This is a genomic window from Bdellovibrio sp. GT3 (assembly GCF_037996765.1).
Classification (GTDB): domain Bacteria; phylum Bdellovibrionota; class Bdellovibrionia; order Bdellovibrionales; family Bdellovibrionaceae; genus Bdellovibrio.
Window position 1 is genome coordinate 1281749 of the sequence record NZ_JBBNAD010000005.1, and the last position, 25850, is coordinate 1307598.

Here is a 25850-nt window from a genome sequence, read left to right on the forward strand (position 1 = left end):
ATTCTTATTTCAGATGGAGGAGCTATGAGCAATGATATTGAAAAAATGACGCGAAAAAGCCAAGAGGCCATGCAGGCCGCTGCAAAGCTGGCTGAACGCAAGTCAAATCCCTCTGTTGAACCCGAGCACCTTTTGCTGGAACTGGTTCAGCAAAGTGAAGGGATCATCCCTCGTCTTTTGGATAAGTTGAATGTCGCTCAGGCGGATTTCCTGGGTGAGTTGCGTAAAAAAATCGATCGTTTTCCTACAGTAAGTGGTGGTGGACAAAAGCAGTTTGCAAGTCCCCGTCTGGAAAAAATATTCCGCGGAGCGGAGGTCGAAGCCGACGAGTGGGGGGATGCCTATATCTCCACAGAGCACTTCTTTTTGGCGATGCTAAAAGGCGGTGATGCGGAAATGTCCGCGTTTTTTAAAAAGTTCAATTTGAATCAGGATAAAGCAAAGGCCGCATTGAAGGAAATGCGTGGCAGCCAAAAAGTGACGGATGATGATCCCGAGAACAAGTACGAGGTATTAGCCAAGTACGCTCGTGATCTGACGGCGTTGGCTGCGGAAGGCAAACTGGATCCTGTCGTCGGTCGTGACGAGGAAATTCGTCGTGTGGTGCAGGTTCTGTCCCGTCGTACGAAAAACAATCCAGTGCTTATCGGTGAGCCGGGTGTGGGTAAAACCGCCATTGCAGAAGGTCTGGCATTGCGAATTTTGAAACACGACGTTCCTGATAATTTGATTGGCAAGAAACTGATGTCCCTGGATATGGGCGCGTTGATTGCCGGTGCAAAATACCGTGGGGAATTTGAAGACCGTCTGAAAGCTGTGATCAAGGAAGTTACTTCCAGCGATGGACAGATTATTCTGTTTATCGATGAACTTCATACTTTGGTTGGCGCAGGTAAAACAGATGGTGCCATGGATGCGGGGCAGTTGTTAAAACCGGCTCTGGCGCGTGGTGAGCTTCGCTGTATTGGGGCAACGACTCTGGACGAGTATCGCAAATATATCGAAAAGGATGCGGCGTTGGAACGTCGTTTCCAGACAGTCATGGTTGAAGAGCCCAGCGAAGAGGACGCCATCACGATTCTGCGTGGCTTAAAGGAAAAGTACGAAGTCCATCATGGAATTCGTATTACTGATTCCGCTCTGGTCTCGGCAGTTAAATTGTCGCGACGTTATATCACCAATCGTTTCCTGCCGGACAAGGCCATCGATTTGATCGATGAAGCCGCAAGTAAATTGGGTATTGAGACCCGCTCAGTTCCTGAAGAGGTCGACAAAATCGAGCGTGAGTTGATGCAGCTGCGTATCGAAAAGGAAGCATTGAAAAAGGAAAAGGAGCAGGAAGCGAAAGATCGCATCGTCGTTATCGACAAGGAGATCGCAGAGCTCAGTGCAAAGAACCAATTGTTGCGTGAACAATGGGAATTCGAAAAAGGCGGCATCAATCAGATCAAAAAACTGAAGGCCGATATCGAGGATATCAAGGTGGCAATCGCCAAGGCTGAACGTGAAGGTGATCTGGGTAAAGCTGCAGAGCTGAAATATGGCAAACTTCCTGAGACTGAGAAAAAAATCAAAGCGATGGAAGAACGCAGTAAAGAGCAGGGCGGAAGTGAAGGCCGCATGCTTAAGGAAGAGGTCACTCCAGAGGATGTCGCTGAAGTGGTTGCGAAATGGACTGGTGTGCCAGTCAGCAAAATGCTTGAAAGCGAAACGCAAAAGCTTTTGCACATGGAAGATCAGCTTAAAAAACGCGTTGTGGGTCAGGACCATGCATTGACCGTGGTTTCCGATGCCATTCGACGGGCTCGTGCCGAGATCTCAGATCCCAACAGGCCTATCGGAACTTTCATGTTCCTGGGACCGACGGGTGTGGGAAAGACTGAAACTGTAAAAGCACTTGCAGAGTTTCTATTTGACGACGAGCAGGCCGTGGTTCGCATCGATATGAGTGAATACATGGAGAAGCACGCGGTATCCCGACTGGTCGGTGCGCCTCCTGGATATGTCGGCTACGAAGAGGGCGGTCAATTGACCGAAGCTGTTCGTCGCAGACCATACAGCGTGGTGCTTTTGGATGAAGTCGAGAAGGCGCATCCGGATGTTTTCAACATTCTGTTGCAAGTATTGGATGATGGTCGATTGACCGATGGTCAGGGCAGAACTGTGGATTTTAAAAACACGGTGCTGATCATGACCTCCAATGTTGGGTCTCATTCAATTCTCGATCCGAAGATGTCAGAGGCTGACAGACAAAAAGCGGTGACCGAAGCTCTTCGTGAGCATTTCCGTCCTGAGTTTTTGAACCGTATTGATGAAGTTGTGATTTATCGCTCACTTGGTGAGGATCAAATTTCCGGAATCGTGCAGGTTCAGTTGGATCTGGTTGCGCAGCGTTTGAAAAGCAAGAAGATTGGAATTTCATTCAGCAAAGACGCCGTCGAATTGTTGGCTCGTAAAGGTTACGATCCAATTTATGGAGCCCGTCCTTTGAAACGTGTTATCCAGAACGAACTGCTTAATCCACTGTCTAAAAAAATTATCAGTGGTGGCGTTAAGGCGGGTGACACAGTTGAAGTCAAAGCGAATGGCAACCAATTGACAATGTAAAACTTGGCATGGGTTTCGCTTACTCCTGGATAGGCAGGCAATGATGCCTGCTTATCTAACAGGAGAACCACAAATGGGTATCGACAAAAACAGACCAAACTCATCATCTACTGACAAATCTGGCAACAGAGCTGAAGACATGCGCAGAGAGTCTTCAAACTCCAGCCGTCGTGATTCCAATTCCAAAGATTCACAAAGACCTTCTCAAGGCAGAGATGAAAGAAATTCTTCTTCAGGCAGAAGATAGTTCGTCTGAAAAAGTTTTTAGAAAGGGTTTCCAGAATGGAAGCCCTTTTTTATTTGCCAAAATGCACCAGTAAACGCGCCTCACGAGGTAAATAGCCCCGGGGAGACTTTCCCTGGTGTCGGGGCATTTTTAACCGCAGAAGTTCTACCTAGGACCCTTCCTGCCAATCATATTCACGAAGAAACTGATAACTGCCAATACCAGGAACACGATCAGCAGGATTCGGCCGATCTCCATGGACATTCCTGCAATACCATTTGCTCCAAGAACAAATGCGACGATGGCTAAGATGAAAAATGCGATTGCAGCCCGTAACATGCAAACCTCCTCAGTGGGTGTTACTGAAATAGAGACAAGCAAATCAGATGCCAACCATCACAAAGACGAGTGTCTTTTGCCAAGTTTTCTGTAAAGGGTTTTTCTGTCTATTCCCAGATCGCGCGCGGTTTTTTCCTTGGCGCCTTTGTTTAATGCCAGAACATATTCGATATAGAGATCGTTCATTTCCTCGATGGACAGAACACGGCAAATATCTTCGCGCAATTGTTCTCTCAGGAACTTCAGCGTGTTTTTCTTTTGGTTTTGGATTTCATTGGCTTCCGGGTGAAGATCTTCAACTTCGATATGGGAGTTTGCTGCAAGGACAACGGCGCGCTCGATGCGATTTTCCAATTCGCGAACGTTCCCGGGCCATTTTTGTGAAACAAGATACTGAATCGCAGCAGGAGTCAGTCCCAGAATTTTTTTGGCATTCACCGTAGAGAACTTTTTCACGAAGTGATGCGCCAGGGGAGGGATGTCTTCACCGCGTTCGCGCAAGGACGGAACATTGATCGAGATAACATTCAGTCGAAAAAAAAGATCCTCACGGAACTTTTTCATTTGAACAGCCCGCTGCAGATTTTGGTGGGTGGCGGCAATCACCCGGATATTGATCTGGCGAAGTGCGTTTTCGCCAAGACGTTTTATTTTTCGTTCCTGCAGAACTCGCAGTAGCTTCGCTTGCAGACCAAAATCCATATCTGCAATTTCGTCCAGAAACAGCGTGCCGCCTTCGGCTTCTTCAAATAGCCCGGTCTTGGTGGCAACCGCGCCGGTGAATGCTCCACGGGCATAACCAAACAGTTCTGACTCCAGAAGGTGATCGGGAATGGATGCGCAATTAATGGCGACGAAGTTGCGGGTGCGGCGGGTGCTGAGTTCATGAATATGTTTTGCGATGATTTCTTTGCCGGTGCCGCTTTCGCCCGTGATAAGGATATTCGAACAGCTGTCGGCCACTCGACGGGCCAGTGTCAAAGCAGACAAGAAGGCGGGACTTTCAGCGATGATGTCTCGACCCTCTTGCATTCATTGACTCCTTATAAGCTGCCACCGCCAGAGATGATGATAAAGTATTGAACTTCTTCTTCGGGCATCTTGAATCCAAATTTGTCTCGGCGGGTGTCATAGTACTTCGTGACTTGAGCGCCGCCACCAATTCGTAGGCCCCCAATGGCAAAAATCAAACCGCCTTTGCCGAAATAACCGCTGGCGTCCTCATTGGCAAAACGCAAACCGGGGCCGATGAAACCTTCGATGCCCAATTTCCCGGCGTCATTGTAAAAGCTTGTTCCGAAGATGGCGGCTGTGTCCAAGCCATAAACATTGTCGATGCTGCTGCCAAACTGGGTGAACAGGGAGTTGCGCCAGTTCAGGTAATTGGTGAGGTACCAATTCAAACCCACATCAATTTCCGTGTAAGTGTTGCCGTTATAAGTTCCGACCCCTCCGCTGACGTCATAAGAGAGCTTTTGCGCCACGGCAGGACAAGAAAACAAACCACCAACTATCGCTAAAATGCTTATTAGTTTTTTCATATCTACATGTTCCAAAGCTCTTGGGGGCAAGGTCAATCAGAATGCGGCTTTCCGGGTATTCAACACTCTGAAAATAGGCGGCTTTTCTTGCCATTTTCCCTGCGAAAGGGTAGGTTTCACCGCATTCAAACAGGGGCCCGTATGTTTTCTGGAATTGTTGAATCTGTCATGCCGATTGAGAGCTCGGAAGAGCTGCAAAACGCCTATCGTGTAAAAATTAAAAAACCTTCTGAATTCAATGATTTAAAGCTTGGGGATAGCATCGCTTGCGATGGTGTTTGCCTGACGGTGGAAGCCTTTGACGAACAGCAAATGACGTTCGCGCTGGCAGCGGAAACAATCAAGATTCTTGATTGGAACCCTTCCAGGTGGATTGGCAAAAAGGTCAATTTAGAGAGATCTTTGCGTTTTGGGGACCGTATTCACGGTCATTTGGTAACGGGCCATGTTGATAGTTTGGGCTCTGTGACAAGAGCTGAACTGGTGGGGGAGTCTTTCTTTTTGGACGTCAAAGTTCAGGATACGATCCTTCCCTATGTTTGGAAAAAAGGCAGTATCACCCTGAATGGCGTCAGCCTTACGGTCAATGAACTTAGCAAGCACACAGTCTCTGTGTGCTTGATCCCGGAAACTCTGAAAAGAACAAATCTGGGTGACTTGAAAATCGGAAGCAAAATCAATGTTGAGCCGGACTATATGGCTCGCGCGATCCAACGTTCTTTGGAAGTTAAGAAGGACCAGTAATGGAATTCAATACAATCCCTGAAATTCTCGATGATGTAAGAGCGGGTAAAATCGTTATCCTGGTGGATGATGAGGATCGTGAAAACGAAGGTGATCTGATTCTGGCGACGGATCACGTAAATGCCCAGTCCATCAACTTCATGATTTCTGAGGCGCGTGGTTTGGTTTGTCTGTGCATGACTCCACAGCAAATGGATCGCCTGCAACTTCCTTTGATGGTGCGTGACGAGTACAACTATGCTCCGAACAAAACAGCCTTCACGGTTTCTATCGAGGCGGCAGAAGGAATCTCTACAGGTATTTCAGCGGCAGACCGCGCACACACGTGCAAAGTTGCGGCAAATCCTCACGCCAAACCTGCTGACGTTCATATGCCAGGTCATATTTTTCCGATTCGTGCTCAGCACGGTGGCGTACTAAAGCGTGCCGGTCACACGGAGGCCAGCGTGGATCTTGCGCGCATGGCGGGCTTGAATCCAGCTGCGGTTATTTGCGAGGTTATGAATGCAGACGGCAGCATGGCGCGCGTTCCTGACTTGAAGGAGTTTGCAAAAAAACACGGACTTAAAATCGGCACCATCGTGGATCTTATTGCATATCGCCTGGCCAATGAAACTCTGGTTGAAGAGCTGGCTAGCATTCCATTGCCGGCTTCTTTCGGCGAAGGCTATCAGGCTCGCGTATTCCGTTCCACAGTGGATGGACTTGAGCATCTGGTAATTCAAAAAGGCGAGATCGTAAAAGACGAGCCGGCGCTGATCCGTGTGCATGTCGACAACTTTACTCGTGACTTCATGTCCGTAGTACAAAGAGGTGCATCCTCTGTAGTTGAAAGTTTAAAAATGATTGAAGAGGCCGGCCGTGGTGCTTTTGTGCTTCTTCGTGGTAACAACCGTGTTCATGGTCTTACTCAGGAGTTGCAAGCTCTGGTTGGAATGGAGGATCTTCGTCCTTCCACTCCGCTGATGGACGAGCGTGATTACGGAATTGGCGCGCAAATTCTGCGCGAGATCGGTGCGAATAAAATCCGCCTGATCACTAACAAACCGGAGAAAAAAGTCGGTTTGAAGGCATTTGATTTGGAAATCGTTGAAATCGTAGCAATTGAAAATCTTAAAGGGGCTCAATAATGGCAAACATCAAAGTTGGTGTGGTAACAGCACGTTGGAATTCAGAAATCACTCAAAAGCTTGAAGAGGGCGCAATCTCTTATCTGGAGTCATGTGAGGGTGTTGAAATCTATGCAGCACTTGTTCCGGGTGCAGTTGAAATTCCATTGGCTTGCCAAGCGTTCCTGGATGCTGGTTGCGACGGTGTTGTGGCGTTGGGTGCTGTTATTCGTGGGGAAACTTCTCACTATGATTATGTCTGCAACTCAGTCACAGATGGTCTGACTCGCTTGATGTTGGACTATAAGAAACCAATCGGTTTCGGTGTGTTGACGACTGAAAATGAAGAGCAGGCAATGGCTCGTACGGGCAGTGCTGAACACATGAACAAGGGCGAGGAATCAGCTCAAGTTGTTATGGAAATGATCGGCCTTGTTGGTGAAATTCCAGCAACATTGAAAACTGCCAAATTGTTGGCGGCTATGCCTGCGCCAAAAGCAAAAGCGGCAAAGGCAGCAAAAGCAGCGAAAGCTCCAAAGAAAGCTCCTGCTAAGGCAAAAAAACCAGCGAAAAAAAGCAAAAAGTAATTTAGCATTGTAGTCTCAATGGCCACGGGTTCAGAGTAAAAATACGTCAGCCGTGGCCTCACAAAAGGAATTGTTGGTGAGCGAAACTTCAGGTGATGATTTTCTTCCACATGGTCCCGGGGAACACAAAAAAAGAAGACGCGAGATCTTCATCGTTCTTGTCGTCTCTTTTTTGTTCGTCCTGCTGACCTGGTTTGAAATCAGACTGTTTGCAACCAGCCAACAACTTCCGTTCGTTCATAGTATATTTTTCTTCGGTCTGGTGAACTTCAACATCATCCTGTTGTTGTTGCTTCTGTTCATGATCTTCAGAAACATTGTGAAGGTCTTCGTCGAACGGCAGGGCAAGCTGTTTGGAAGCAGTTTGAAGGCCAAACTGATCGCTGCGTTCGTGGCATTCAGTTTCGTTCCCACCGTACTAATGTTCATCATTTCGGTGTTTTACATCAATTCCAGTTTCGACAAGTGGTTCAGCGTGAAGATGGCCGGAGTATTGAAAAGCTCCATTGAAGTCACGAATGCCTATTATTTCAACGCCAAGAAAAAGAACTATCACTTTGCGCATCAGATTGCTGACGCTGTTCGTCCGTTGAATAATTCCAATGATGTCAAACGCAAGGTCGAGCAACTCCGCAAGGAGTTCAGTCTGGATGCTGTGGAATATTACCCATCGTTATTCGGCAAAAGAGTCGTCGTTGCCGCAGAGGATGACACCGTTCCAACGGTTCCTGCCGTGTCCTTGGAGTTCCTGCAAAAAGGTATCAAAGTGCAGGCGGAAGCCTCGATTATCCATCAGTTCGGGGATGGAAATCTGGTGCGCGTGATCGTGCCGGTCAAAGAGGGCGCTGATAAGGGCGCCATTGTCGTTTCCAGTTTTCTGCCGCTTTCATTGGTTAGTAAAATGGATGACATTTCCACGGCCTACGATGAGTTTCGTGATATCAATCCCCTGGAGTATCCGCTTAAATCCATTTACCTGATTATTCTGGTTCTGATGACCTTCGTGATCCTGTTGGCGGCCACCTGGTTTGGATTTTATCTGGCCAAACAGCTTTCCATACCGATTGTGCAGTTGGGGCGGGCGACCCGCCGGGTTGCTGGCGGGGACTACACCCCTTTGCAGATCAAATCAGGGTCTGAGGAAATCAACGACCTGATTTCAAGTTTCAATCAGATGACAGTGACCCTGGAAAACACACTTGAAGAGCTGGATCAGCATGCTCGTTATACGGATACGGTCTTGCGTAACGTAAATACGGGTGTGATCTCCGTGGATCAGTCGGGCCGCATTTCAACGATCAATCGCCATGCGGCTCAGCTTTTGAAGGTCGATGCCGAACGCTACATCGGGAAATCCGTGCGTGAACTTCTGACCTTGGAGTACTTCCGTACTTTTGCGGAACTCCTGAAGACCATGCAGGATCATAAAATTGAAAGTATTCAAAAAGAATTCCGCCTGAATGTTCAGGGTGAGGCTGTTCCGTTGCAAATGAGCCTTTCGATCCTTAAAGACGAAAAAGGTGAGGCTGTCGGTAAAGTTCTGGTATTTGATGACATGACACCGATCGTGAATGCGCAACGATCAGCGGCTTGGACCGAAGTGGCCCGCCGTATCGCTCATGAAATTAAAAACCCTCTGACTCCGATCAAGCTTTCCGCAGAACGCCTGCAACGAAAATTTGGTGCCACAATCACAGATCCGGCATTCAGTGAATGTACAACGATGATTGTTAAGCAGGTTGATGGCTTGAAAAATCTGGTAAATGAATTCAGTAACTTTGCACGCTTGCCGCAGGCTCGTCCGGTGGTGGCGAATTTCAACTCGGTCATTGAGGAGTCTTTGGCTTTATATCGTCAGGCCCATCCCCAGGTTCGTTTCGACTTCCTGCCCGATGCGGATCTGCCTGAATTTAAGTTTGATCCGGACCAATTCCGCCGTGTACTGGTGAATCTGGTGGAAAATGCTGTGGCGGCTGTGGCTAAAGAACCACAGCCGATTGTCCAAATAGTCACAAGATATGACAAAGACATTAAAACAATGCGCATGACGGTGGCAGACAATGGAGACGGAGTGTCACCAGAGCAAAGAAACCGAATTTTTGAACCGTACTACTCTACAAAAGAGGGCGGAACTGGTTTAGGCTTACCTATCGTGAAAAGAATCATCGAGGACCACAATGGCTTCATTCGCGCGACTGCAAATGAGCCCAAAGGTCTGAAGTTGGTAATTGAAATCCCTGTAAACGAAGTGGGCGCTTGGAAGCCCGCTGAAGAATAAGAAAGAAGGTCCGTGATGACGGCTCTATCTACAAAAATTCTGATTATTGATGACGAAGCTCCCATTCGTGATGTGCTTTCAGCTTCTTTGAAGGATGAAGGCTATCAGGTATTCCTGGCACATGATGGTGAGTCCGGATTGCAGGCGATCAAAGATGTTCAGCCCGATGTTGTATTCCAGGATATTTGGATGCCCGGAAACATTGACGGTATCGAGGTTCTGACTCGTGCTCGCAAGGAATTCCCGAACGTTGAGTTCGTGATGATTTCTGGTCATGGAACGATCGAAACAGCAGTTAAGGCGACGAAGCTGGGCGCTTGGGATTTCATCGAAAAACCACTGTCCATGGATAAAATCCTGATCGTGATTTCCAATATCCTCAGTTACCAACAGCAAAAAGAGGAAAAAGCTCTTTTGCTTAACAAACTTCGCAAGTCGATTGCCCTGGTGGGCGAGGCTCCGACAATCGTTGAAACCAAGCAGGTTATTGCCCGTGTGGCGCCTACGAACTCTTGGGTTTTGATCCAAGGGGAGGCGGGCACTGGTAAGGAGCTTGTGGCTCAAAACATTCATTATCTTAGCGCTCGTGCAAGCCGTCCATTCGTTGAAATCAACTGTGGCGGTATCCCTGAAGACCTTCTGGAATCCGAAATTTTCGGTATCGAAAAAGGTGCGATGCCGGGCGTGGATCGTACAAAAAAAGGAAAGTTGGATCTGGCTTTTGGCGGTACTTTGTACATCGCGGAAATCAGCGAAATGACCAAGGACGCTCAGGCTAAACTTCTGACGTATCTGGATGAGAAAAAATACCGCCGTGTCGGTGGTTCCGAAGTTATCCAGAACGACGTACGCATTATTGCAGCGTCCTCCAAGGATCTGGATAAAGAAGTTAAAGAAGGTCGTTTCCGCGAGGATCTGTATTACCGTCTGAACGTCATTCCATTCCGTGTGCCGGCACTTCGCGAGCACCCTGAAGATATTCCGGTCCTGGTTTCTTATTTCTCAGATAATGTTTCTCGCGAAAGCGGTTTCCCGAAAAAGGCGATCAGCGAGCAGGCGATGAACAAGATGCTGGCCTACCAATGGACCGGCAACGTTCGTGAGCTTAAGAATTTCATCGAGCGCGTTTACATCCTGACTCCAGGGGAGTTCGTCGATGTCCACGATCTGCGTTTTGCGGGATTGATCGACAAAGGTGATGAACAAGGATTTGAAATGCAGGATCTTTCCACGTTCCGTGAGGCCCGAGCTCAGTTCGAGAAAGAATACCTGCTTCGCAAGATCAACGAGAACGGTGGCAATATTTCCAAAACCGCTGAAGTCATCGGTCTTGAAAGAAGTTACCTTCACAGAAAAATTAAAGCCTACGGCATAGATACAAAAGACAATTAGTGTCCAATATAGACGCTAATATACTTAGTTTTAAGGAAATATAGAAATGTCAGATACAGCAATTAAACCAACCCGTTCCGAAAACTACCCAGAGTGGTATCAACAAGTTATCACAGCAGCTGATATGGCCGAAAACTCTCCGGTCCGTGGTTGCATGGTGATCAAACCCTGGGGCTACGCTGTATGGGAAAACATGCAGGCTGTATTGGATCGCATGTTTAAAGATACAGGTCACGTTAACGCCTACTTCCCATTGCTAATCCCACTCAGCTTCCTGGAAAAAGAAGCTGAGCACGTTGAAGGCTTTGCCAAAGAGTGCGCAGTTGTTACTCACCACCGCTTGAAAGGCGATGGCAACGGCAAACTGGTTCCAGATGGCGAACTGGAAGAGCCTCTTATCATCCGTCCAACGTCTGAAACGATCATTGGTCACCAATTCGCAAAATGGGTGAAGTCCTACCGTGACCTTCCGGTTTTGATTAATCAATGGTGTAACGTGATGAGATGGGAAATGCGCACGCGCATGTTCCTAAGAACGGCGGAGTTCTTGTGGCAAGAAGGCCATACAGTTCACGCAACGGCAAAGGAAGCCCAAGATGAAACTTTGCAGATGTTGGATTGTTATGCTGACTTCGCAGAAAATTATATGGCAATGCCAGTTATCAAAGGCATGAAGACTTCTGACGAGCGTTTCCCGGGTGCGGTTGACACGTACACGATCGAAGCTCTTATGCAGGATAAAAAAGCCCTTCAAGCGGGGACGTCTCATTTCTTGGGTCAAAACTTCGCAAAAGCTTCTGGCATCAAATACCTAAGCGCTGAGGGCAAAGAGGAAACAGCTTGGACGACATCGTGGGGTGTCTCCACTCGCCTTATCGGTGGTCTGATCATGACTCATTCAGACGATAATGGCTTCGTGGTGCCGCCAAGAATTGCTCCGTTGCACGTGGTGATCGTGCCGATTTACCGCAACGACGCTGAAAAAGCGCAAGTATTGGAGTTCGTAAATAGCCTGGCAAAAGACGTGAAAGCTCAAAGCTTCAGCGGTGGCAATATCCGTGTGAAAGTCGACGATCGCGATATCCGTGGTGGCGATAAAGCATGGCAATACATCAAGCAAGGTGTTCCAGTTCGCGTAGAAGTAGGTCCTCGTGACATGGCTAAAGGCGAAGTGTTCGTCGGTCGCCGTGACAAAGGCCCGAAAGAAAAATACGGCCAGGCACGCGATGCTTTCGTTTCAGGAATCAGTGCACTTCTTCAAGAGATGCAAGACGGCCTGTTCGAAAAAGCCAAAGCCTTCCGTGACAGCAACATCAAAAAAATCACAGACCTTAAAGAGTTCGAAACGTACTTCAAAGGCGAAGAAAATTCTGCTCCAGGTTTCGCATTGGTTCCTTGGTGTGAAGAGGGTATCGGTCATGCCTTGCTTGGAGCTTTGAAGGTCACTCCACGTTGTGCTCCTTTAAGCCAGGAGCCAGTTTCCGGGAATTGCATATTCTCCGGAAAACCAGCAACTAAATGGGTTCTTTTCGCGAAATCATACTAAGGCCAGTGAGGGAATTCGTATAATTCCCTCGCAAATCAAGGGGCCAAGGTCCCCAAAAGTTGCGAAGTTCTTATTTCAAATTACTTATAAATTTGGCGAACGGAGGGAATTTACCTCCGTTTTTTTATTCGCTTTGACCACTGCGGTTTCCGAGAGGATTCTGATATCGGAACTAGGGACTTTTCCATAAAGCCAATAACAGGAGGGATTTCTTATGAAAACCTTAGCTTTATCCTTGTTGTTGCTCGTTTCAGGTACTTCCCCAGGTTTGTTCGCATCCGATGAGTTCTCCATCAACCCACCATCGCCGGAATACTCCCAACCCCTTGATGATTTGATGACCACGGACGAAATCGCCAATGAAATAGGAGCGCCTCGCACCGAGATGCGCGCCCCGGTGATTGACCCCGAAATCATCGCCTTTCAGGACGGAATTGATGTCTATAAGGAATATGCAATCGTTCTGCGAATCAATAAGGCAGCGATCGGTCCCGCTGCTCAGCAAATGCAAGTGGTGGAAAATGGCGTGCTGATCGCCAACTGGCTGGTGTCTACGGGTCGTGAAAAATACGAAAAAGCGAAAAGTGGCCGCTGGTATTGGACGGTGACTCCGACGGGAACTTTCACTCCGTACAAATTGGTCCTAAAACACTACTCCTATACATGGAAAGCCAATATGGAGTTTGCAATGTTCTTTAATGGGGGCGTCGCAGTCCATGCCACGACTCCTGATCACTACGCAGAGTTAGGTAAGCGTGCTTCCGGAGGCTGTGTCCGCCTTCACCGGGACAATGCTTTGGTCATCTGGAATAAAGTCACAGCTCAGCCTAAAAAACTTGTGCCGCTGTTTAATGAAAACGGACGGGTGGCTCGTGACGTGAATGGAAATCCAATCCGTGTCATGGGTTGGAACACTCTGATTATTGTTGAAAACAAATGACCTGAATCCGAGTTTATGAGAGGGTGGAGCGCAGGAGTTGTTCATGAATAAAAACCTGCGCTCTCATCCCATGAAAAATCCATTAATTCTTGCGCTTGATGTGGATACCCGCGATCAGGCATTGAAAATCGCGGATCTTGTCGGCGATATCGTCGGCGGAATCAAAGTCGGCCCTCGTCTGTGCCTGCGCTACGGGTTGGATTTTGTCCAGGAGCTTGCTCAAAGAGCTCCCATCTTTATGGATAACAAACATTTTGATATTCCCTCGACGATGGAGGCGGCCGTTCGCGCGAGCTTTGATGCCGGAGCCTCTTTGGTGACAGTGCATGCTCTAAGCGGGGCGGAGGCACTTAAAAGAGTTGCAGCTGTCGAGGCGGAGCTTAATAAACAGCGTCCCTTCCGTGTTCTCGCGGTCACGATTTTGACTTCCTGGGATCAAAGCTCCGTGCCGGAAGTGATGAGATCTCAGCCGATCTCTCAACACGTGACCGAATTGGCGAGTTTGGTTCAGAACTCAGGGGTGAATGGCGTGGTCTGCTCTCCGCATGAACTGGACCTTTTACAAAATCGCGGTCTCTATCTTGTCACGCCGGGAATTCGCTTTAGTATGAACGACTCTGGCGATCAAAAGCGAATTATGGGTCCGCAGGAAGCACTTGAAAAGGGTGCTTCCGCTCTTGTGGTGGGTCGTCCGATTTTAGAGGCAAAAGATATCAAGCAAGCTGCAAATCAATTTGTGATGGCGATGTATGAAAAAGAATAATTTCCGTTCCGGCTCGAAAAACAACTCTCAACGCTCTTCCCAGCCACCTTCCCGTGGGGGATCTCGCCCTCAGGGTGGTGGTCGCCCTCAATCAAGTGGCGGTCGTTCTCCTCAAGGCGGTGGACGCTCTGAAAATCAAATTCCTCGAGAGTGGCGCATCGTTGTCGGCAATCACGCAATCAAAGAAGCTTTGGCAGTTCGTCCTCGTGCTGTGAAGGGTTTGTGGTTGAAAAATGGCTGGGAAACTTCAGGTGATTTGCGCGAGATTGAAGAGCTTGCACGCAAGAACAAAATCACAGCGGACATCAAGCAAGATACAGTGATCGATAAATTCGGTTCTTCTCATCAAGGTGCGGCTTTGTTTCTGGATAAAGCTCCAGAATTTGATATGAACGACCTGGACCAGCATGAAAATTCAATTCTTTTGATGCTGGACGGTATCGAGGATCCTCACAATCTGGGAGCAATCCTAAGAACCAGCTGGTTGGTTGGTGGTCATGGTGTGTTAATTCCAGAGGACCGCGCGGTGGGTCTAACTCCGACTGTGCATAAGGTAGCCTGTGGTGGGGCGGAGCATGTTCCGGTTGAAGCCACGACTAATTTTAGTAAGTACGCGGAAACATTAAAAGAAAAAGGCTATTGGATCTACGGTCTTAGCCCTCGCGGAAAGCGATCAATTTTCGAATTAGATTTGCCTGAGAAGGTAATTTGGGCAATCGGAGCCGAGGACAAAGGTTTGAGAGTGACAACAGAACGCCTTTGTGATGAATTGGTCTTCATTCCGCAAACGAGTGCTTCTGCATCTTATAATGCGTCTGTCGCCACGGCTATGGCCTTGACGGAGACTTTAAGGCAGCACGCGGTGCGCGGAAATCGCAAAAAATCGCCATCCGACAAATAATTATCTTTGACGAATGTAGATTTTTTCCACTATAACTCTTTCGGTTATCTCAGTGATGCTGGTTTAGCTCAATTGGTAGAGCAGCTGATTTGTAATCAGCAGGTTGCGGGTTCGAGTCCCATAACCAGCTCCAAATTTCTCTGAGTAAGTATTTAAAAAAAATGGGTAGGTGCCCGAGTGGCTAAAGGGGACGGACTGTAAATCCGTTAGCTTACGCTTACGAAGGTTCGAATCCTTCCCTGCCCACCATTTTTTTAAATATTTTCTCGGGGAAATTAGGGTTTTCTGTAATGGGCGGGAATAGCTCAATTGGCTAGAGTATCTGCCTTCCAAGCAGAGGGTTGCGGGTTCGAGACCCGTTTCCCGCTCCAATTTTCAGATGCCCATGTAGCTCAGTGGTAGAGCACACCCTTGGTAAGGGTGAGGTCGTCGGTTCGGCTCCGATCATGGGCTCCACTTAGTTTTACTTGAATTTGCAATTAAATGTATTAAGTTAGATAAAAATAAAAAATCTCTGCAGGAGGATATAATGTCTAAAGAGAAATTCACGCGTAATAAGCCGCATGTTAACATCGGTACAATCGGTCACGTTGACCACGGTAAAACAACTTTGACTGCTGCTATCACTACTACTCTTGCAGCGGCTGGTAAAGCTCAAGCGATGTCTTACGATCAAATCGATAAGTCTCCTGAAGAGAGAGAGCGTGGTATCACTATCTCTACTACTCACGTTGAGTACGAAACTGACAACCGTCACTACGCTCACGTTGATTGCCCAGGACATGCTGACTACGTAAAAAACATGATCACTGGTGCTGCTCAAATGGACGGCGCTATCCTAGTTGTTTCTTCTGCTGACGGTCCTATGCCACAAACTCGTGAACACATCCTTTTGGGTCGCCAAGTTGGTATCCCTGCAATGGTTGTTTTCATGAACAAAGTTGACATGGTTGACGATAAAGAACTTCTTGAGCTAGTTGAGCTTGAAATCCGCGAGCTTCTTTCTAAATACGAATACCCAGGTGACGAGATCCCAGTTGTAATGGGTTCTGCTTTGAAAGCATTGGAAGGTGACACTTCTGATATCGGTCGCCCTGCTATCATGAAATTGATGGCTGCTTGTGACGCTTACATCCCACAACCAGCTCGTGCTACTGACAAAACTTTCTTGATGCCAGTAGAGGACGTGTTCTCTATCTCTGGTCGTGGTACAGTTGTTACTGGCCGTGTTGAGCGTGGTATCGTTAAAGTTGGTGACGAGATCGAAATCATCGGTATCCGTCCAACTCAAAAAACTACTGTTACTGGTATCGAGATGTTCCGTAAACTTCTTGATGAAGGTCAAGCGGGCGACAACTGCGGCGTTCTTCTTCGTGGTACTAAAAAAGAAGACGTTGAGCGTGGTCAAGTTCTTGCTAAACCAGGTTCAGTTAAACCTCACAAAAAATTCAAAGCTGAAGCGTACATCCTTACTAAAGAAGAAGGTGGACGTCATACTCCATTCTTCAACGGTTACCGTCCACAGTTCTACTTCCGTACAACTGACGTAACTGGTGTTTGTACTCTTAAAGCTGGCACTGAAATGGTTATGCCAGGTGACCGCGTTGAATTGGCAGTTGAGTTGATCGCTCCAATCGCGATGGAAAAAGAATTGCGTTTCGCGATCCGCGAAGGTGGCCGTACAGTTGGCGCCGGCGTTGTTATCGAAATCCAAGAGTAGGATTTAACGCAGCATAGGCTGAAATAAAAATCACCCGGGGGACTCCTTGACAAAAGGGTCCCCCTCGGTGTTTCTTGCGGTAACGAAAATTTCTAGCAAGAATGTTGTTTTCCTTTTTGGGAAAGAAAAAGCCAAAACTATGTTTTGGGTTTTTATTGACGAGAAGTGGTCAGCACCAAGGCGCAAGGCGGAGGCCCTACGAATAGTAGGCCGACAACGAAGCAACGCAGGGGATGGCCGATTGTCGTCAATAAAAATGCAGGGGTGTAGCTCCAGTGGTAGAGCGAACGACTCCAAATCGTTAGGTCGTGGGTTCGAATCCCTCCGCCCCTGCCAATTTCTACAGAAATATTTCAACAGGAATGAGGTATCGTGGAAAAAACTAACTCTAAGATTATTACTCTTAGTTTCGCAATCGCAGGTGCTTTGGTTGGATTGACCGTGCACATGCTTATCAAGGCATTCTCTGGTGCATTTGGTATCGTTGCAAAATTGGCTGACAACGACTTGTTCAAGCACGGTCTTCCGGTTGCTTCAGGTATCTTGTTGTTCGTGGCACTTCAGTTCAACCCACGCGTACAGGCATGGGCTGAGGAAGTTGTATCTGAGATCCGTAAGGTTGTATGGCCTTCACGTAAAGATACAACGGCTATGACTATCGTTTGTATCGTAATGGTTCTTATCTCAAGCGTGATTATCAGCTCTTTTGACCTGATTTCTGGCTTCTTTATCAACTATCTAATGAAGTAAGGATCGGCCATGGACAAAAAGTGGTACATCGTCAACGTTCAGACAAGTTGTGAAAATACGGCTAAAAAGGCTATCGAAGAGAAGATCAAAACTTCCAAAATGGAAGAGTTCTTCGGCGAGATCCTTATTCCGGCTGAAAACGTAGTTGAGCTTGTAAAAGGCCAAAAACAAACTAGATCGCGTAAATTTTTCCCGGGTTATATCTTCGTTCAAATGTTTTTGAATGATGAGACTTGGCATTTGGTGAGAAATGCGTCAAAAGTAACAGGCTTCGTGGGTGGCACTAAAACGCGTCCTCCAGAAGTACCTGAAGCTGAGGTTTTCCGCGTAACACAGCAAATGGCTGGCGTTGCAGAAAAACCAAAAATGAAGGTGAAGTTCACTATTGGTGAAAATGTGACTGTTGTTGACGGTCCATTTGCTAACTTCCAGGGAACAGTAGAAGAAGTGAACGAGGACAAAGCGAAGCTTAAAGTTCTTGTGAGCATCTTCGGTAGACCAACTCCAGTTGAGTTGGACTACATTCAAGTAGATAAAGCTTAAATCCTAGGCCGCATGGGGCGGACCAAGGACTTTTAATTACACCTCTTGCAGGAGTGGGTCATGGCAAAAAAAGTTACAGGAATGATCAAGCTGCAAATACCGGCAGGGAAAGCTAATCCAGCTCCTCCCGTTGGACCGGCACTTGGACAGCACGGGGTAAACATCATGGAATTCTGTAAGCAGTTCAACGCTCGTACACAAGCGTTGGGTGATAGCATCATCCCTATCATCATCACTGTTTATCAGGACAGATCGTTTACTTTCATCACAAAAACACCACCGGTGTCTTCTTTGATTAAAAAGGCGTTGAAATTGGAATCTGGTTCCAAAATGCCTCAAAAAGACAAAGTTGGAAAAATTAATAACGATCAAATCAAGCAAATCGCTACAACGAAATTGCCTGACTTGAACTGCTTGAAAGTTGAATCTGCAATGTCACAAGTTGCTGGTACAGCTAAGAGCATGGGCATCGACATCGCGTAGGAGTGAACAATGGCAGGTAAAAAGTTCGCAGCTGCTTCTAAAAAAGTAGATTCTGCAAAAAAATACTCTGTTGAAGAAGCATTCAAACTAGTTGTTGAGTCCGCTCCAGCAAAATTTGATGAATCTATCGACGTAGCATTGCGTTTGGGTATCGACCCTAAGCAATCTGATCAACAAGTTCGTGGCGCAATCGCATTGCCTCACGGTTTGGGTAAAGAAGTAAAAGTAGTTGTTTTCGCAAAAGGTCCTAAAGAGACTGAAGCGAAAAACGCTGGCGCAGACTTTGTTGGCGCTGACGACCTTGTGGCTAAAATCCAAGGTGGCTGGTTGGATTTCGATAAATGTATCGCGACTCCAGATATGATGGCGACTGTTTCTAAAGTTGCTAAAATTCTAGGGCCTCGTGGTTTGATGCCGAATCCAAAAATCGGTACTGTAACTATGAACGTTGGCGAAGCCGTAACTGCTGAGAAAAAAGGTAAGTTGGATTTCCGCGTTGATAAAGCAGGTATCGTACATGCTGGTATCGGTAAGAAATCTATGGGCGATGCTAAACTTCGTGATAACTTCATGGTCCTTTTGGGCGCATTGGTTAAAGCGAAACCAGCATCTTCTAAAGGTATCTACCTTCGCTCTATCTCCGTAGCATCAACTATGGGTCCAGGCGTGAAGATCGAGCCAAATGCGGCAGCAGCTGCAACTGGTTCACTAGCGTAGTTTTATAAAGCTCCGGCGTTGTCGGGGCTTTTTGTTTTTTATTTTAAAGCGATCAGAGACAGTAGGTTTTCTTCAGTGAATGTAATCCCATGATTGTGTGGGGCCTGCCGAGATAAGGCTAAAAGGTTATTACCTCCAAACCGACCTGATTCGCACTCACCCCTTCGTAAGAAGGGAGTCTAATGAAAGGAGGCTCACTTATGATCACTCGCGCAGATAAAGAGCAAGAGATTAAGCTTATCACTGAGAAATTCGGTAAAGCTAAAGGAGCTTTCATCGTTGACTTCAAAGGCATCAAGGTTGAGCAAGTAACTAACTTGCGCAAAAAATTGAATGCTGCTGATTCAGAGATGAAAGTTGTCCGTAATACTCTGGCAAAAAGAGCGTTCAAAGATCACCCAGCAATTGAATCTGCATTTTCTACTTCAATGAAGGGTACTAACGCCATCGTATTCTCATACGGTGAAGTGAACGCGACTGCTAAAACATTGGCTGATTTCGCTAAGGACGTAGAAGTTCTTCAAATCAAGTCTGGTGTAATGGACGGCGAAGCTTTGAATGATGCTAAAATTAAGTTTTTGGCAACACTTCCTGGCAAAGACCAACTCCGTGCTATGTTCTTGGCTACACTTCTTGCTCCAGCAACTACACTTGCTAGATGCTTGAATGTTTACGCTGAAAAACTTGGTGGCGGCGCTGACGCTGGTACTGAAGCAGCTCCACAAGCATAATGCTTGAGCTCCGGCTATTCGGAGTTAATGGTGCTAAACAATTGAATTTTAAATAATTTTTTAAATCCCTGGAGGATTAAAATGTCTCTAACTAACGATCAACTTGTTGACGCATTGTCTGCGAAAACAGTTCTTGAAATCGCTGAACTTGTAAAAATGCTTGAAGAAAAATGGGGCGTTTCTGCTGCTGCTCCTGTAGCTGCTGCAGCTGGTCCTGCTGCTGCTGTTGAAGAAAAAACTGCATTCGACGTAATCTTGGTTGATGCTGGCGCGAACAAAATCAACGTAATCAAAGAAGTACGTGGTTTGACTGGTTTGGGTCTTGCTGAAGCTAAAGCACTAGTTGAAGCTGGTGGCAAAGCTGTTAAAGAAGGCGCGACTAAAGAAGACGCTGAAAAAATCAAAAAAGCTCTTGAAGCTGCGGGCGCGAAAGTTACTGTTAAGTAGTTTTTTGCTACCAAAATTTTTGGTTCATGCCGAAAGCCTCGTGGAAACACGGGGCTTTTTGCTTTTTAGGACCTTGAATTTGCGAAGACCGCCGGGCTTTTCGAGAATCCGCTGGCTTCCCTCTGTATTTTTCGACACGCGCATCCGGCGCTCACCCGGCTTGGGTACCGCATCCTGCGGGCCGGGAGGTCGAAAACTTCAGAGGCAATCCATCAGCTTCTCGAAAATCCCGGCTTGTTGCTAAATGTGTGGATAAAAAGCAACAAGATCCGAATTTTTTGAGATGGAGTTACCAGGCGAAGCCTATTTTTACTGCTAGGGCGTCTTGGTTTTTTATGTGGCGGGCTTTTTTCCAGTCGATGATGATTTTATTGTATTCGATGCCGTAGCGGAGACCGCTTCCTGTTGAGGTGATTCCTGTAGCGAAGTATTCGTGGGTGCCGTTGGTGTCGTAGGGGCCGAAACTGCCGTTAGGGTTTGTTACGTTTGTTGAGACATCGTGGGTTTCGCGGATATACGAGAAATAGGGGGCTATTTTTTCGTATTTGTATCCGATGCTTGCACCCAGTTGTCTTGTGCTGACTTTGGATTTTGCTTCGCTGGTGCTGCTGTTGGTTGTATTTTCTGTGGTAACATCTCTGTTGCCGGCGGCTCCGTGGATGCTGGCAACCCAATTGTTCGAGGTTGCTCCGTGATTTAAGATTTGAACTCGGGCACCTAGGAGTGAGTTATCAAAGAAAAGTTCCAGTCCTTTCCATGCGGTGATTCTGCCGTCTAAGCCTACGTTATTAAAAAGGAAAAAGTCTCCAGTGTCCACGTCTGCGTTGATCACCGTTGGGTCGGTGACGGGTGGGTTTGAGGAAGTGTCGTTCACGACAGTCACTTTGGTTACGGATCCGACAACGACCGCGAGCTGGCCGCTGCCGGCATTGTCTTCGACGATCGGGGTGGCGAAATGGGATGATCTGAAGTTAATTGTGTGGGTGCAGCCAGTGAATAAGATAGCAGCTAATAGCGGTAAAAAACTTTTCATAGTTGTCCTCATGTGAAAATCCTACGGACTGCTTTGTGATATGACAACAAATGCGGCAAACGAGGTCCCAATGCGATGCGCTAATCAATCGAGCTGATGGCTGTGGAATAGTGCCAAAAACCATCAGAATCACTTGATTTATTGGAAACTTAGAGTAGCTTGGGATACTTGCGTTTTCTTTATTTAATGTGGTTCTTGATTCTTCCGCCCGAAGTGAAGTTTCGATTTTCTTATCACGGAGAGTACATTGGAAAAAACTCCAGTTACGGCTTCTAACATTCGAGTTAGAAAGTCTTTCGCGAAAAATAAGCAAGTCATTGATATTCCAAATTTGATTGAATTGCAGAAGTCTTCTTACGAAGCTTTCATTCAAAAAGATATGGATCCAGATCGCCGTGGCGAAGCTGGTCTTAATGGCGTTTTCAAATCTGTTTTCCCAATTACAGATTTCAACAATACAGCAAGCCTTGAGTTCGTATCATACACTCTTGAGCCAGCAAAATACGACGTAGACGAGTGCCGTCAACGTGGTATGACTTTCGCTGCTCCGATCAAGGTGACTCTTCGTCTAATCGTTTTCGATGTTGATGAAGAAACTGAAGCACGTTCAATCCGTGACGTAAAAGAACAAGAAGTTTACTTGGGCGAAATCCCATTGATGACTGCTAACGGTTCTTTCATCATCAACGGTACTGAGCGCGTTGTTGTATCTCAGTTGCATCGTTCTCCGGGCGTGTTCTTCGATCACGACGGTGGTAAAAACAATGCTTCTGGTAAATTGATCTACTCTGCACGCGTGATCCCATACCGTGGTTCTTGGTTGGATGCTGAATTTGACCAAAAAGATTTGATCCACGTTCGTATCGATCGTCGTCGTAAATTCCCTGTGACAATTCTTTTGAAAGCATTGGGTTACAACGCAGAACAACTTCTTGAATACTTCTACGACCTTGACGAAGTTTACGTTAAAGGCGGCAAGTTGTTCCGTAAGTTGGATATCGAAAGAATGTCAGGTCAAAGAGCATTGACTGATATCCTTGATCCAAAAGGTGGCGAGGCACTGGTTAAAGCTGGTCGTCGTATCACTCGTGCGATCGTTAAGAAAATCAAAGATCTTAATATCACTGAGCTTGAAGTTGAGCCAAAAGACCTTGATGGTAAAGTTTTGGCGAAACCACTTATCGATGAATCCACTGGTGAGATCATCGCTGATGCAAATGCTGAGTTGAACGCTGCAATCATCAAGCGTTCAATCGAAGCTGGTATCGACAGCTTCTTCATGATCTTCTTCGACGGTTTGACTGTTGGACCTTATCTTCGCAACACATTGTTGGTGGATAAAGTTTCAAACAAAGACGAATCATTGGTTGAGATCTACAAACGCCTTCGTCCTGGTGAGCCTCCAACTTTGGAAGCTGCTACGACGTTCTTCGGTCGTTTGTTCTTTGATCCAGAGACTTATGATCTTTCTGAAGTTGGTCGTATCAAGATCAATCACAGATTCGGTATCTCTATGGAAGAGTGCCCACCGTCTCACAGAACACTGACTCACAAAGATATCTTGAGCACTATCAAAACTCTGATCGATCTTAAAAATGGTCGCGGTGTTATCGACGATATCGATCACTTGGGTAACCGTCGTGTTCGTTCAGTAGGTGAGTTGCTTGAAAACCAATACCGTATCGGTTTGGTTCGTATGGAGCGCGCTATCCGTGAGCGTATGTCTCTTCAAGACGTGGAAACTATGATGCCGCATGACCTGGTAAACGCAAAACCAGTGAATGCAGTTGTTAAAGAATTCTTCGGTTCTTCTCAATTGTCACAGTTCATGGATCAAACAAATCCGTTGTCTGAGATCACGCACAAACGTCGTTTGTCTGCTCTAGGACCCGGCGGTTTGACTCGTGACCGTGCAGGTTTCGAAGTACGTGACGTACATCCTACGCATTACGGTCGTATCTGCCCAATTGAAACTCCAGAGGGACCAAACATCGGTTTGATCGCATCTTTGGCTACTTACGCTCGTATCAACAACTATGGTTTCATCGAGACTCCATACCGTAAAGTTGATCAAGGTTCTGTATCTAAAGACATCAACTACTTGTCCGCTCTGGAAGAAGCTGGTCACTACATCGCTCCTGCGGCTCGTGACGAAGCTGGAAACAAAGCAATCCAAACTGCTACGACAATCACTCGTCGTGACGGTGAGTATGAAATCGTTGATAAAGACAAAGTTGCATTGATGGACGTTTCTCCATCTCAGCTGGTTTCTATCGCGGCATCTTTGATTCCGTTCCTAGAACATGACGATGCCAACCGTGCCCTGATGGGATCGAACATGCAACGTCAAGCGGTTCCATTGTTGCGTTCTCGCGCACCACTTGTTGGTACAGGTGTTGAGCGCTTGGTTGCTCGTGACTCTGGTACATCTGTCGTTGTTCAAAATGATGGTATCGTTGAAGAAGTAGATGCTTCTCGTATCGTTATCCGTCGTTTTGCTAAAGGCGGAGAACTTGGTGCGAACGTAGATATCTACAATCTTACTAAGTACCAACGTACGAATCAAAATACATGCTTCAATCAAAAACCAATCGTAACTGTTGGTGACAAGGTTTCCAAAGGTGACATCGTTGCCGATGGTCCTTCAACTGAGCTTGGTGAGTTGGCTCTGGGTCAAAACATCCTGGTAGCGTTCACTCCTTGGCAAGGTTACAACTTCGAGGACTCCATCCTTATTTCTGAGCGTTTGTTGAAAGACGACGTTTACACTTCTATCCACATCGAAGAGTTCGAGTGCGTAGCTCGTGATACGAAATTGGGTAAAGAAGAGATCACTCGCGATATCGCAAACGTAGGTGAAGAAGCACTTAAAGACCTTGATAGCTCTGGTATCATCCGCATTGGTGCGGAAGTTCGCCCTGGCTTCATCTTGGTTGGTAAAGTTACTCCTAAAGGTGAAACTCAACTTTCTCCTGAAGAAAAACTTTTGAGAGCGATCTTCGGTGAAAAAGCTGGTGACGTACGTGATACATCACTTCGCGCACCATCTGGCGTCTACGGTACAGTTATCGACGCTCAAGTTTACTCTCGTGAAGGCGCAGACCGCGATGAGCGTTTGTCTTCAATCATCGAAGAGAAAAAACGCAAGCTTGAAAAAGACTTGGCTGTTGAGCAAAACGTTATCAAAAATAACTCCATCACGAAACTTCGCGATATCCTGGTAGGCAAAATCACTACTGGCGTATTGTTGAATGAAGATGGATCTCAAAAACTTTTGAACAAAGGTCAAAACATCACGATCGCGGATATCGAGACAATTCCATTCGAATTGTTGAACTATATCCCTCTTGAGCAAGATCTTGAGTTCCAAGTTAACAAAATCATCGACAACGCCCGTAACCAACTTGACGCAGTTAAATTGGTATTCAACGAGAAGATCGATCGCCTTCGTAAAGGTGACGAGCTTCCTCCAGGCGTTATCAAAATGGTTAAAGTTTACGTTGCGATTAAACGTAAAATGCAAGTCGGCGATAAATTTGCCGGCCGTCACGGAAATAAAGGTGTCGTTTCTAAAGTATTGCCTGTTGAAGACATGCCATACCTAGCAGACGGTTCTCCGGTTGACATGGTCTTGAATCCACTGGGCGTACCTTCACGTATGAACATTGGTCAGGTCCTTGAGGTTCATTTGGGTTGGGCAGCGCACAACTTGGGTAAACAAATCGGTTCTCACCTTGATAAGTGGAATGCAGAAAACGCACGTAAAGAAATGAAAGATATCTTCAATGACTCTGATATCAGCGCAAAACTTGATGGCGCTGACGAAGGCTCTTTGAAATCAATGGTAACTCGTATGAAGAACGGTATCCACGTTGGAACACCGGTATTCGACGGTGCTCGTGAATCAGACGTTAAGAACTTGCTTGCGAAAGCAGAAGTTCCACTTTCTGGTAAGTCCATCCTATTCGATGGTCGTACTGGCGAGCCGTTCACGAACCCAGTTACTGTGGGTATCATGTACATGCTTAAACTTCACCATCTGGTTGAAGAGAAGATCCATGCTCGTTCTATCGGACCTTATTCTCTAGTTTCGCAACAGCCATTGGGCGGTAAAGCTCAATTCGGTGGTCAGCGTCTAGGGGAGATGGAAGTTTGGGCGATCGAAGCATACGGTGCCGCATACTCTCTACAAGAGTTCCTAACTGTTAAGTCAGATGACGTAGCTGGTAGAACTCGTATGTACGAAAGTATCGTTAAGGGTGAAAACATCCTTGAGCCGGGTCTTCCTGAATCGTTCAACGTTCTAGTGAAAGAGCTTCAGTCTCTTGCATTGAATGTTGAGTTGATGGAGTCCGACATCCTACGCGACCAAGATGAAGATCTTGATGGCGGTGGCGATGTTATTGAAGCAACTGTTGTGGCTCCTACTGAGCCAGAGCAGCACTAATTAAAC

The 25850-nt window shown here is 46.8% G+C and carries 23 protein-coding genes and 5 tRNA genes; 24 read left to right on the forward strand and 4 right to left on the reverse strand.

From position 1 onward, the window contains the following. The first annotated feature begins 24 nt into the window (after positions 1 to 24). A complete protein-coding gene (clpB, locus tag AAAA73_RS13615; RefSeq protein ID WP_340599026.1) occupies positions 25 to 2607 on the forward strand; it encodes an ATP-dependent chaperone ClpB in 2583 nt (860 codons plus the stop codon). A 73-nt stretch (positions 2608 to 2680) separates the two neighbouring features. After that, positions 2681 to 2854: a hypothetical protein gene (locus AAAA73_RS13620; protein WP_340599027.1), complete on the forward strand. Its 174-nt coding sequence runs from the start codon at positions 2681 to 2683 to the stop codon at positions 2852 to 2854. A 144-nt stretch (positions 2855 to 2998) separates the two neighbouring features. Here the strand turns inward: AAAA73_RS13620 and AAAA73_RS13625 are convergent, their stop codons facing one another. The 3 genes from AAAA73_RS13625 to AAAA73_RS13635 are packed head-to-tail and all read right to left on the reverse strand — an operon-like array spanning position 2999 to position 4713. Next, positions 2999 to 3172, reverse strand: coding sequence for a DUF1328 domain-containing protein (locus AAAA73_RS13625; protein WP_340599028.1), 174 nt, complete (start codon positions 3170 to 3172; stop codon positions 2999 to 3001). 57 nt (positions 3173 to 3229) lie between these two features. Continuing rightward, a complete protein-coding gene (locus AAAA73_RS13630) occupies positions 3230 to 4204 on the reverse strand; it encodes a sigma-54 interaction domain-containing protein (RefSeq protein ID WP_340599029.1) in 975 nt (324 codons plus the stop codon). A gap of 11 nt (positions 4205 to 4215) precedes the next feature. Next, positions 4216 to 4713: a hypothetical protein gene (locus AAAA73_RS13635; protein ID WP_340599030.1), complete on the reverse strand. Its 498-nt coding sequence runs from the start codon at positions 4711 to 4713 to the stop codon at positions 4216 to 4218. A 141-nt stretch (positions 4714 to 4854) separates the two neighbouring features. On the opposite strand from AAAA73_RS13635, the gene AAAA73_RS13640 reads away from it, so the two are divergent. The 21 genes from AAAA73_RS13640 to rplL all read left to right on the forward strand — a co-directional run bounded on the left by AAAA73_RS13640 (position 4855) and on the right by rplL (position 20364). Beyond that, positions 4855 to 5457 (forward strand): riboflavin synthase, encoded by a 603-nt coding sequence (locus AAAA73_RS13640; protein WP_340599031.1) that lies wholly within the window; start codon positions 4855 to 4857, stop codon positions 5455 to 5457. Next, positions 5457 to 6587 carry a 3,4-dihydroxy-2-butanone-4-phosphate synthase gene (gene ribB, locus AAAA73_RS13645; RefSeq protein ID WP_340599032.1) on the forward strand — a complete coding sequence of 377 codons (1131 nt, stop codon included), beginning with the start codon at positions 5457 to 5459 and terminating at the stop codon, positions 6585 to 6587. Before AAAA73_RS13640 ends, ribB begins: the two co-directional genes overlap by 1 nt. After that, positions 6587 to 7153 carry a 6,7-dimethyl-8-ribityllumazine synthase gene (gene ribH / locus AAAA73_RS13650; protein ID WP_340599033.1) on the forward strand — a complete coding sequence of 189 codons (567 nt, stop codon included), beginning with the start codon at positions 6587 to 6589 and terminating at the stop codon, positions 7151 to 7153. Before ribB ends, ribH begins: the two co-directional genes overlap by 1 nt. Before the next feature lie 76 nt (positions 7154 to 7229). Further along, a complete protein-coding gene (locus AAAA73_RS13655; RefSeq protein WP_340599034.1) occupies positions 7230 to 9431 on the forward strand; it encodes a sensor histidine kinase in 2202 nt (733 codons plus the stop codon). A 15-nt stretch (positions 9432 to 9446) separates the two neighbouring features. Then, entirely contained in the window at positions 9447 to 10823 is a 1377-nt protein-coding gene (locus AAAA73_RS13660) for a sigma-54-dependent transcriptional regulator (protein WP_340599035.1), read from the forward strand. Between the two features lie 46 nt (positions 10824 to 10869). Beyond that, complete coding sequence (proS, locus tag AAAA73_RS13665) at positions 10870 to 12369, forward strand: proline--tRNA ligase (RefSeq protein ID WP_340599036.1); 1500 nt, start codon at positions 10870 to 10872, stop codon at positions 12367 to 12369. 214 nt (positions 12370 to 12583) lie between these two features. Further along, on the forward strand, positions 12584 to 13309 hold the full coding sequence (locus tag AAAA73_RS13670; protein WP_340599037.1) for a L,D-transpeptidase: 726 nt from the start codon (positions 12584 to 12586) through the stop codon (positions 13307 to 13309). Positions 13310 to 13352: 43 nt separating this feature from the next. Beyond that, on the forward strand, positions 13353 to 14072 hold the full coding sequence (gene pyrF, locus AAAA73_RS13675; protein ID WP_340599038.1) for an orotidine-5'-phosphate decarboxylase: 720 nt from the start codon (positions 13353 to 13355) through the stop codon (positions 14070 to 14072). Next, entirely contained in the window at positions 14059 to 14973 is a 915-nt protein-coding gene (gene rlmB / locus AAAA73_RS13680) for a 23S rRNA (guanosine(2251)-2'-O)-methyltransferase RlmB (RefSeq protein ID WP_340599039.1), read from the forward strand. Before pyrF ends, rlmB begins: the two co-directional genes overlap by 14 nt. 57 nt (positions 14974 to 15030) lie before the next feature. Beyond that, positions 15031 to 15106, forward strand: a tRNA-Thr gene (locus AAAA73_RS13685). A gap of 30 nt (positions 15107 to 15136) precedes the next feature. After that, positions 15137 to 15222 (forward strand) — tRNA-Tyr (locus AAAA73_RS13690). A 45-nt stretch (positions 15223 to 15267) separates the two neighbouring features. After that, positions 15268 to 15344 (forward strand) — tRNA-Gly (locus tag AAAA73_RS13695). A 10-nt stretch (positions 15345 to 15354) separates the two neighbouring features. After that, positions 15355 to 15429 (forward strand) — tRNA-Thr (locus tag AAAA73_RS13700). Positions 15430 to 15502: 73 nt separating this feature from the next. After that, positions 15503 to 16693 (forward strand): elongation factor Tu, encoded by a 1191-nt coding sequence (gene tuf / locus AAAA73_RS13705; RefSeq protein WP_340599040.1) that lies wholly within the window; start codon positions 15503 to 15505, stop codon positions 16691 to 16693. A gap of 260 nt (positions 16694 to 16953) precedes the next feature. Then, positions 16954 to 17029, forward strand: a tRNA-Trp gene (locus AAAA73_RS13710). A gap of 36 nt (positions 17030 to 17065) precedes the next feature. After that, the gene (secE, locus tag AAAA73_RS13715; RefSeq protein ID WP_340599041.1) at positions 17066 to 17443 is read left to right on the forward strand and encodes a preprotein translocase subunit SecE; all 378 of its coding nucleotides are present in this window, start codon (positions 17066 to 17068) and stop codon (positions 17441 to 17443) included. 9 nt (positions 17444 to 17452) lie between these two features. After that, a complete protein-coding gene (gene nusG, locus AAAA73_RS13720; protein ID WP_340599042.1) occupies positions 17453 to 17986 on the forward strand; it encodes a transcription termination/antitermination protein NusG in 534 nt (177 codons plus the stop codon). Between the two features lie 60 nt (positions 17987 to 18046). Beyond that, positions 18047 to 18469: a 50S ribosomal protein L11 gene (gene rplK / locus AAAA73_RS13725; RefSeq protein WP_340599043.1), complete on the forward strand. Its 423-nt coding sequence runs from the start codon at positions 18047 to 18049 to the stop codon at positions 18467 to 18469. Between the two features lie 9 nt (positions 18470 to 18478). Next, a complete protein-coding gene (rplA, locus tag AAAA73_RS13730) occupies positions 18479 to 19186 on the forward strand; it encodes a 50S ribosomal protein L1 (protein WP_340599044.1) in 708 nt (235 codons plus the stop codon). A gap of 200 nt (positions 19187 to 19386) precedes the next feature. After that, positions 19387 to 19917: a 50S ribosomal protein L10 gene (gene rplJ, locus AAAA73_RS13735; RefSeq protein ID WP_340599045.1), complete on the forward strand. Its 531-nt coding sequence runs from the start codon at positions 19387 to 19389 to the stop codon at positions 19915 to 19917. An 81-nt stretch (positions 19918 to 19998) separates the two neighbouring features. Further along, a complete protein-coding gene (rplL, locus tag AAAA73_RS13740) occupies positions 19999 to 20364 on the forward strand; it encodes a 50S ribosomal protein L7/L12 (protein WP_088615314.1) in 366 nt (121 codons plus the stop codon). Positions 20365 to 20653: 289 nt separating this feature from the next. Here the strand turns inward: rplL and AAAA73_RS13745 are convergent, their stop codons facing one another. After that, positions 20654 to 21397, reverse strand: a complete 744-nt coding sequence (locus tag AAAA73_RS13745; protein ID WP_340599046.1) for a hypothetical protein — start codon at positions 21395 to 21397, stop codon at positions 20654 to 20656. Between the two features lie 247 nt (positions 21398 to 21644). Between AAAA73_RS13745 and rpoB the strand changes: the two genes are divergently transcribed. Further along, the gene (gene rpoB / locus AAAA73_RS13750; RefSeq protein WP_340599047.1) at positions 21645 to 25844 is read left to right on the forward strand and encodes a DNA-directed RNA polymerase subunit beta; all 4200 of its coding nucleotides are present in this window, start codon (positions 21645 to 21647) and stop codon (positions 25842 to 25844) included. The last annotated feature ends 6 nt before the right edge of the window (positions 25845 to 25850 follow it).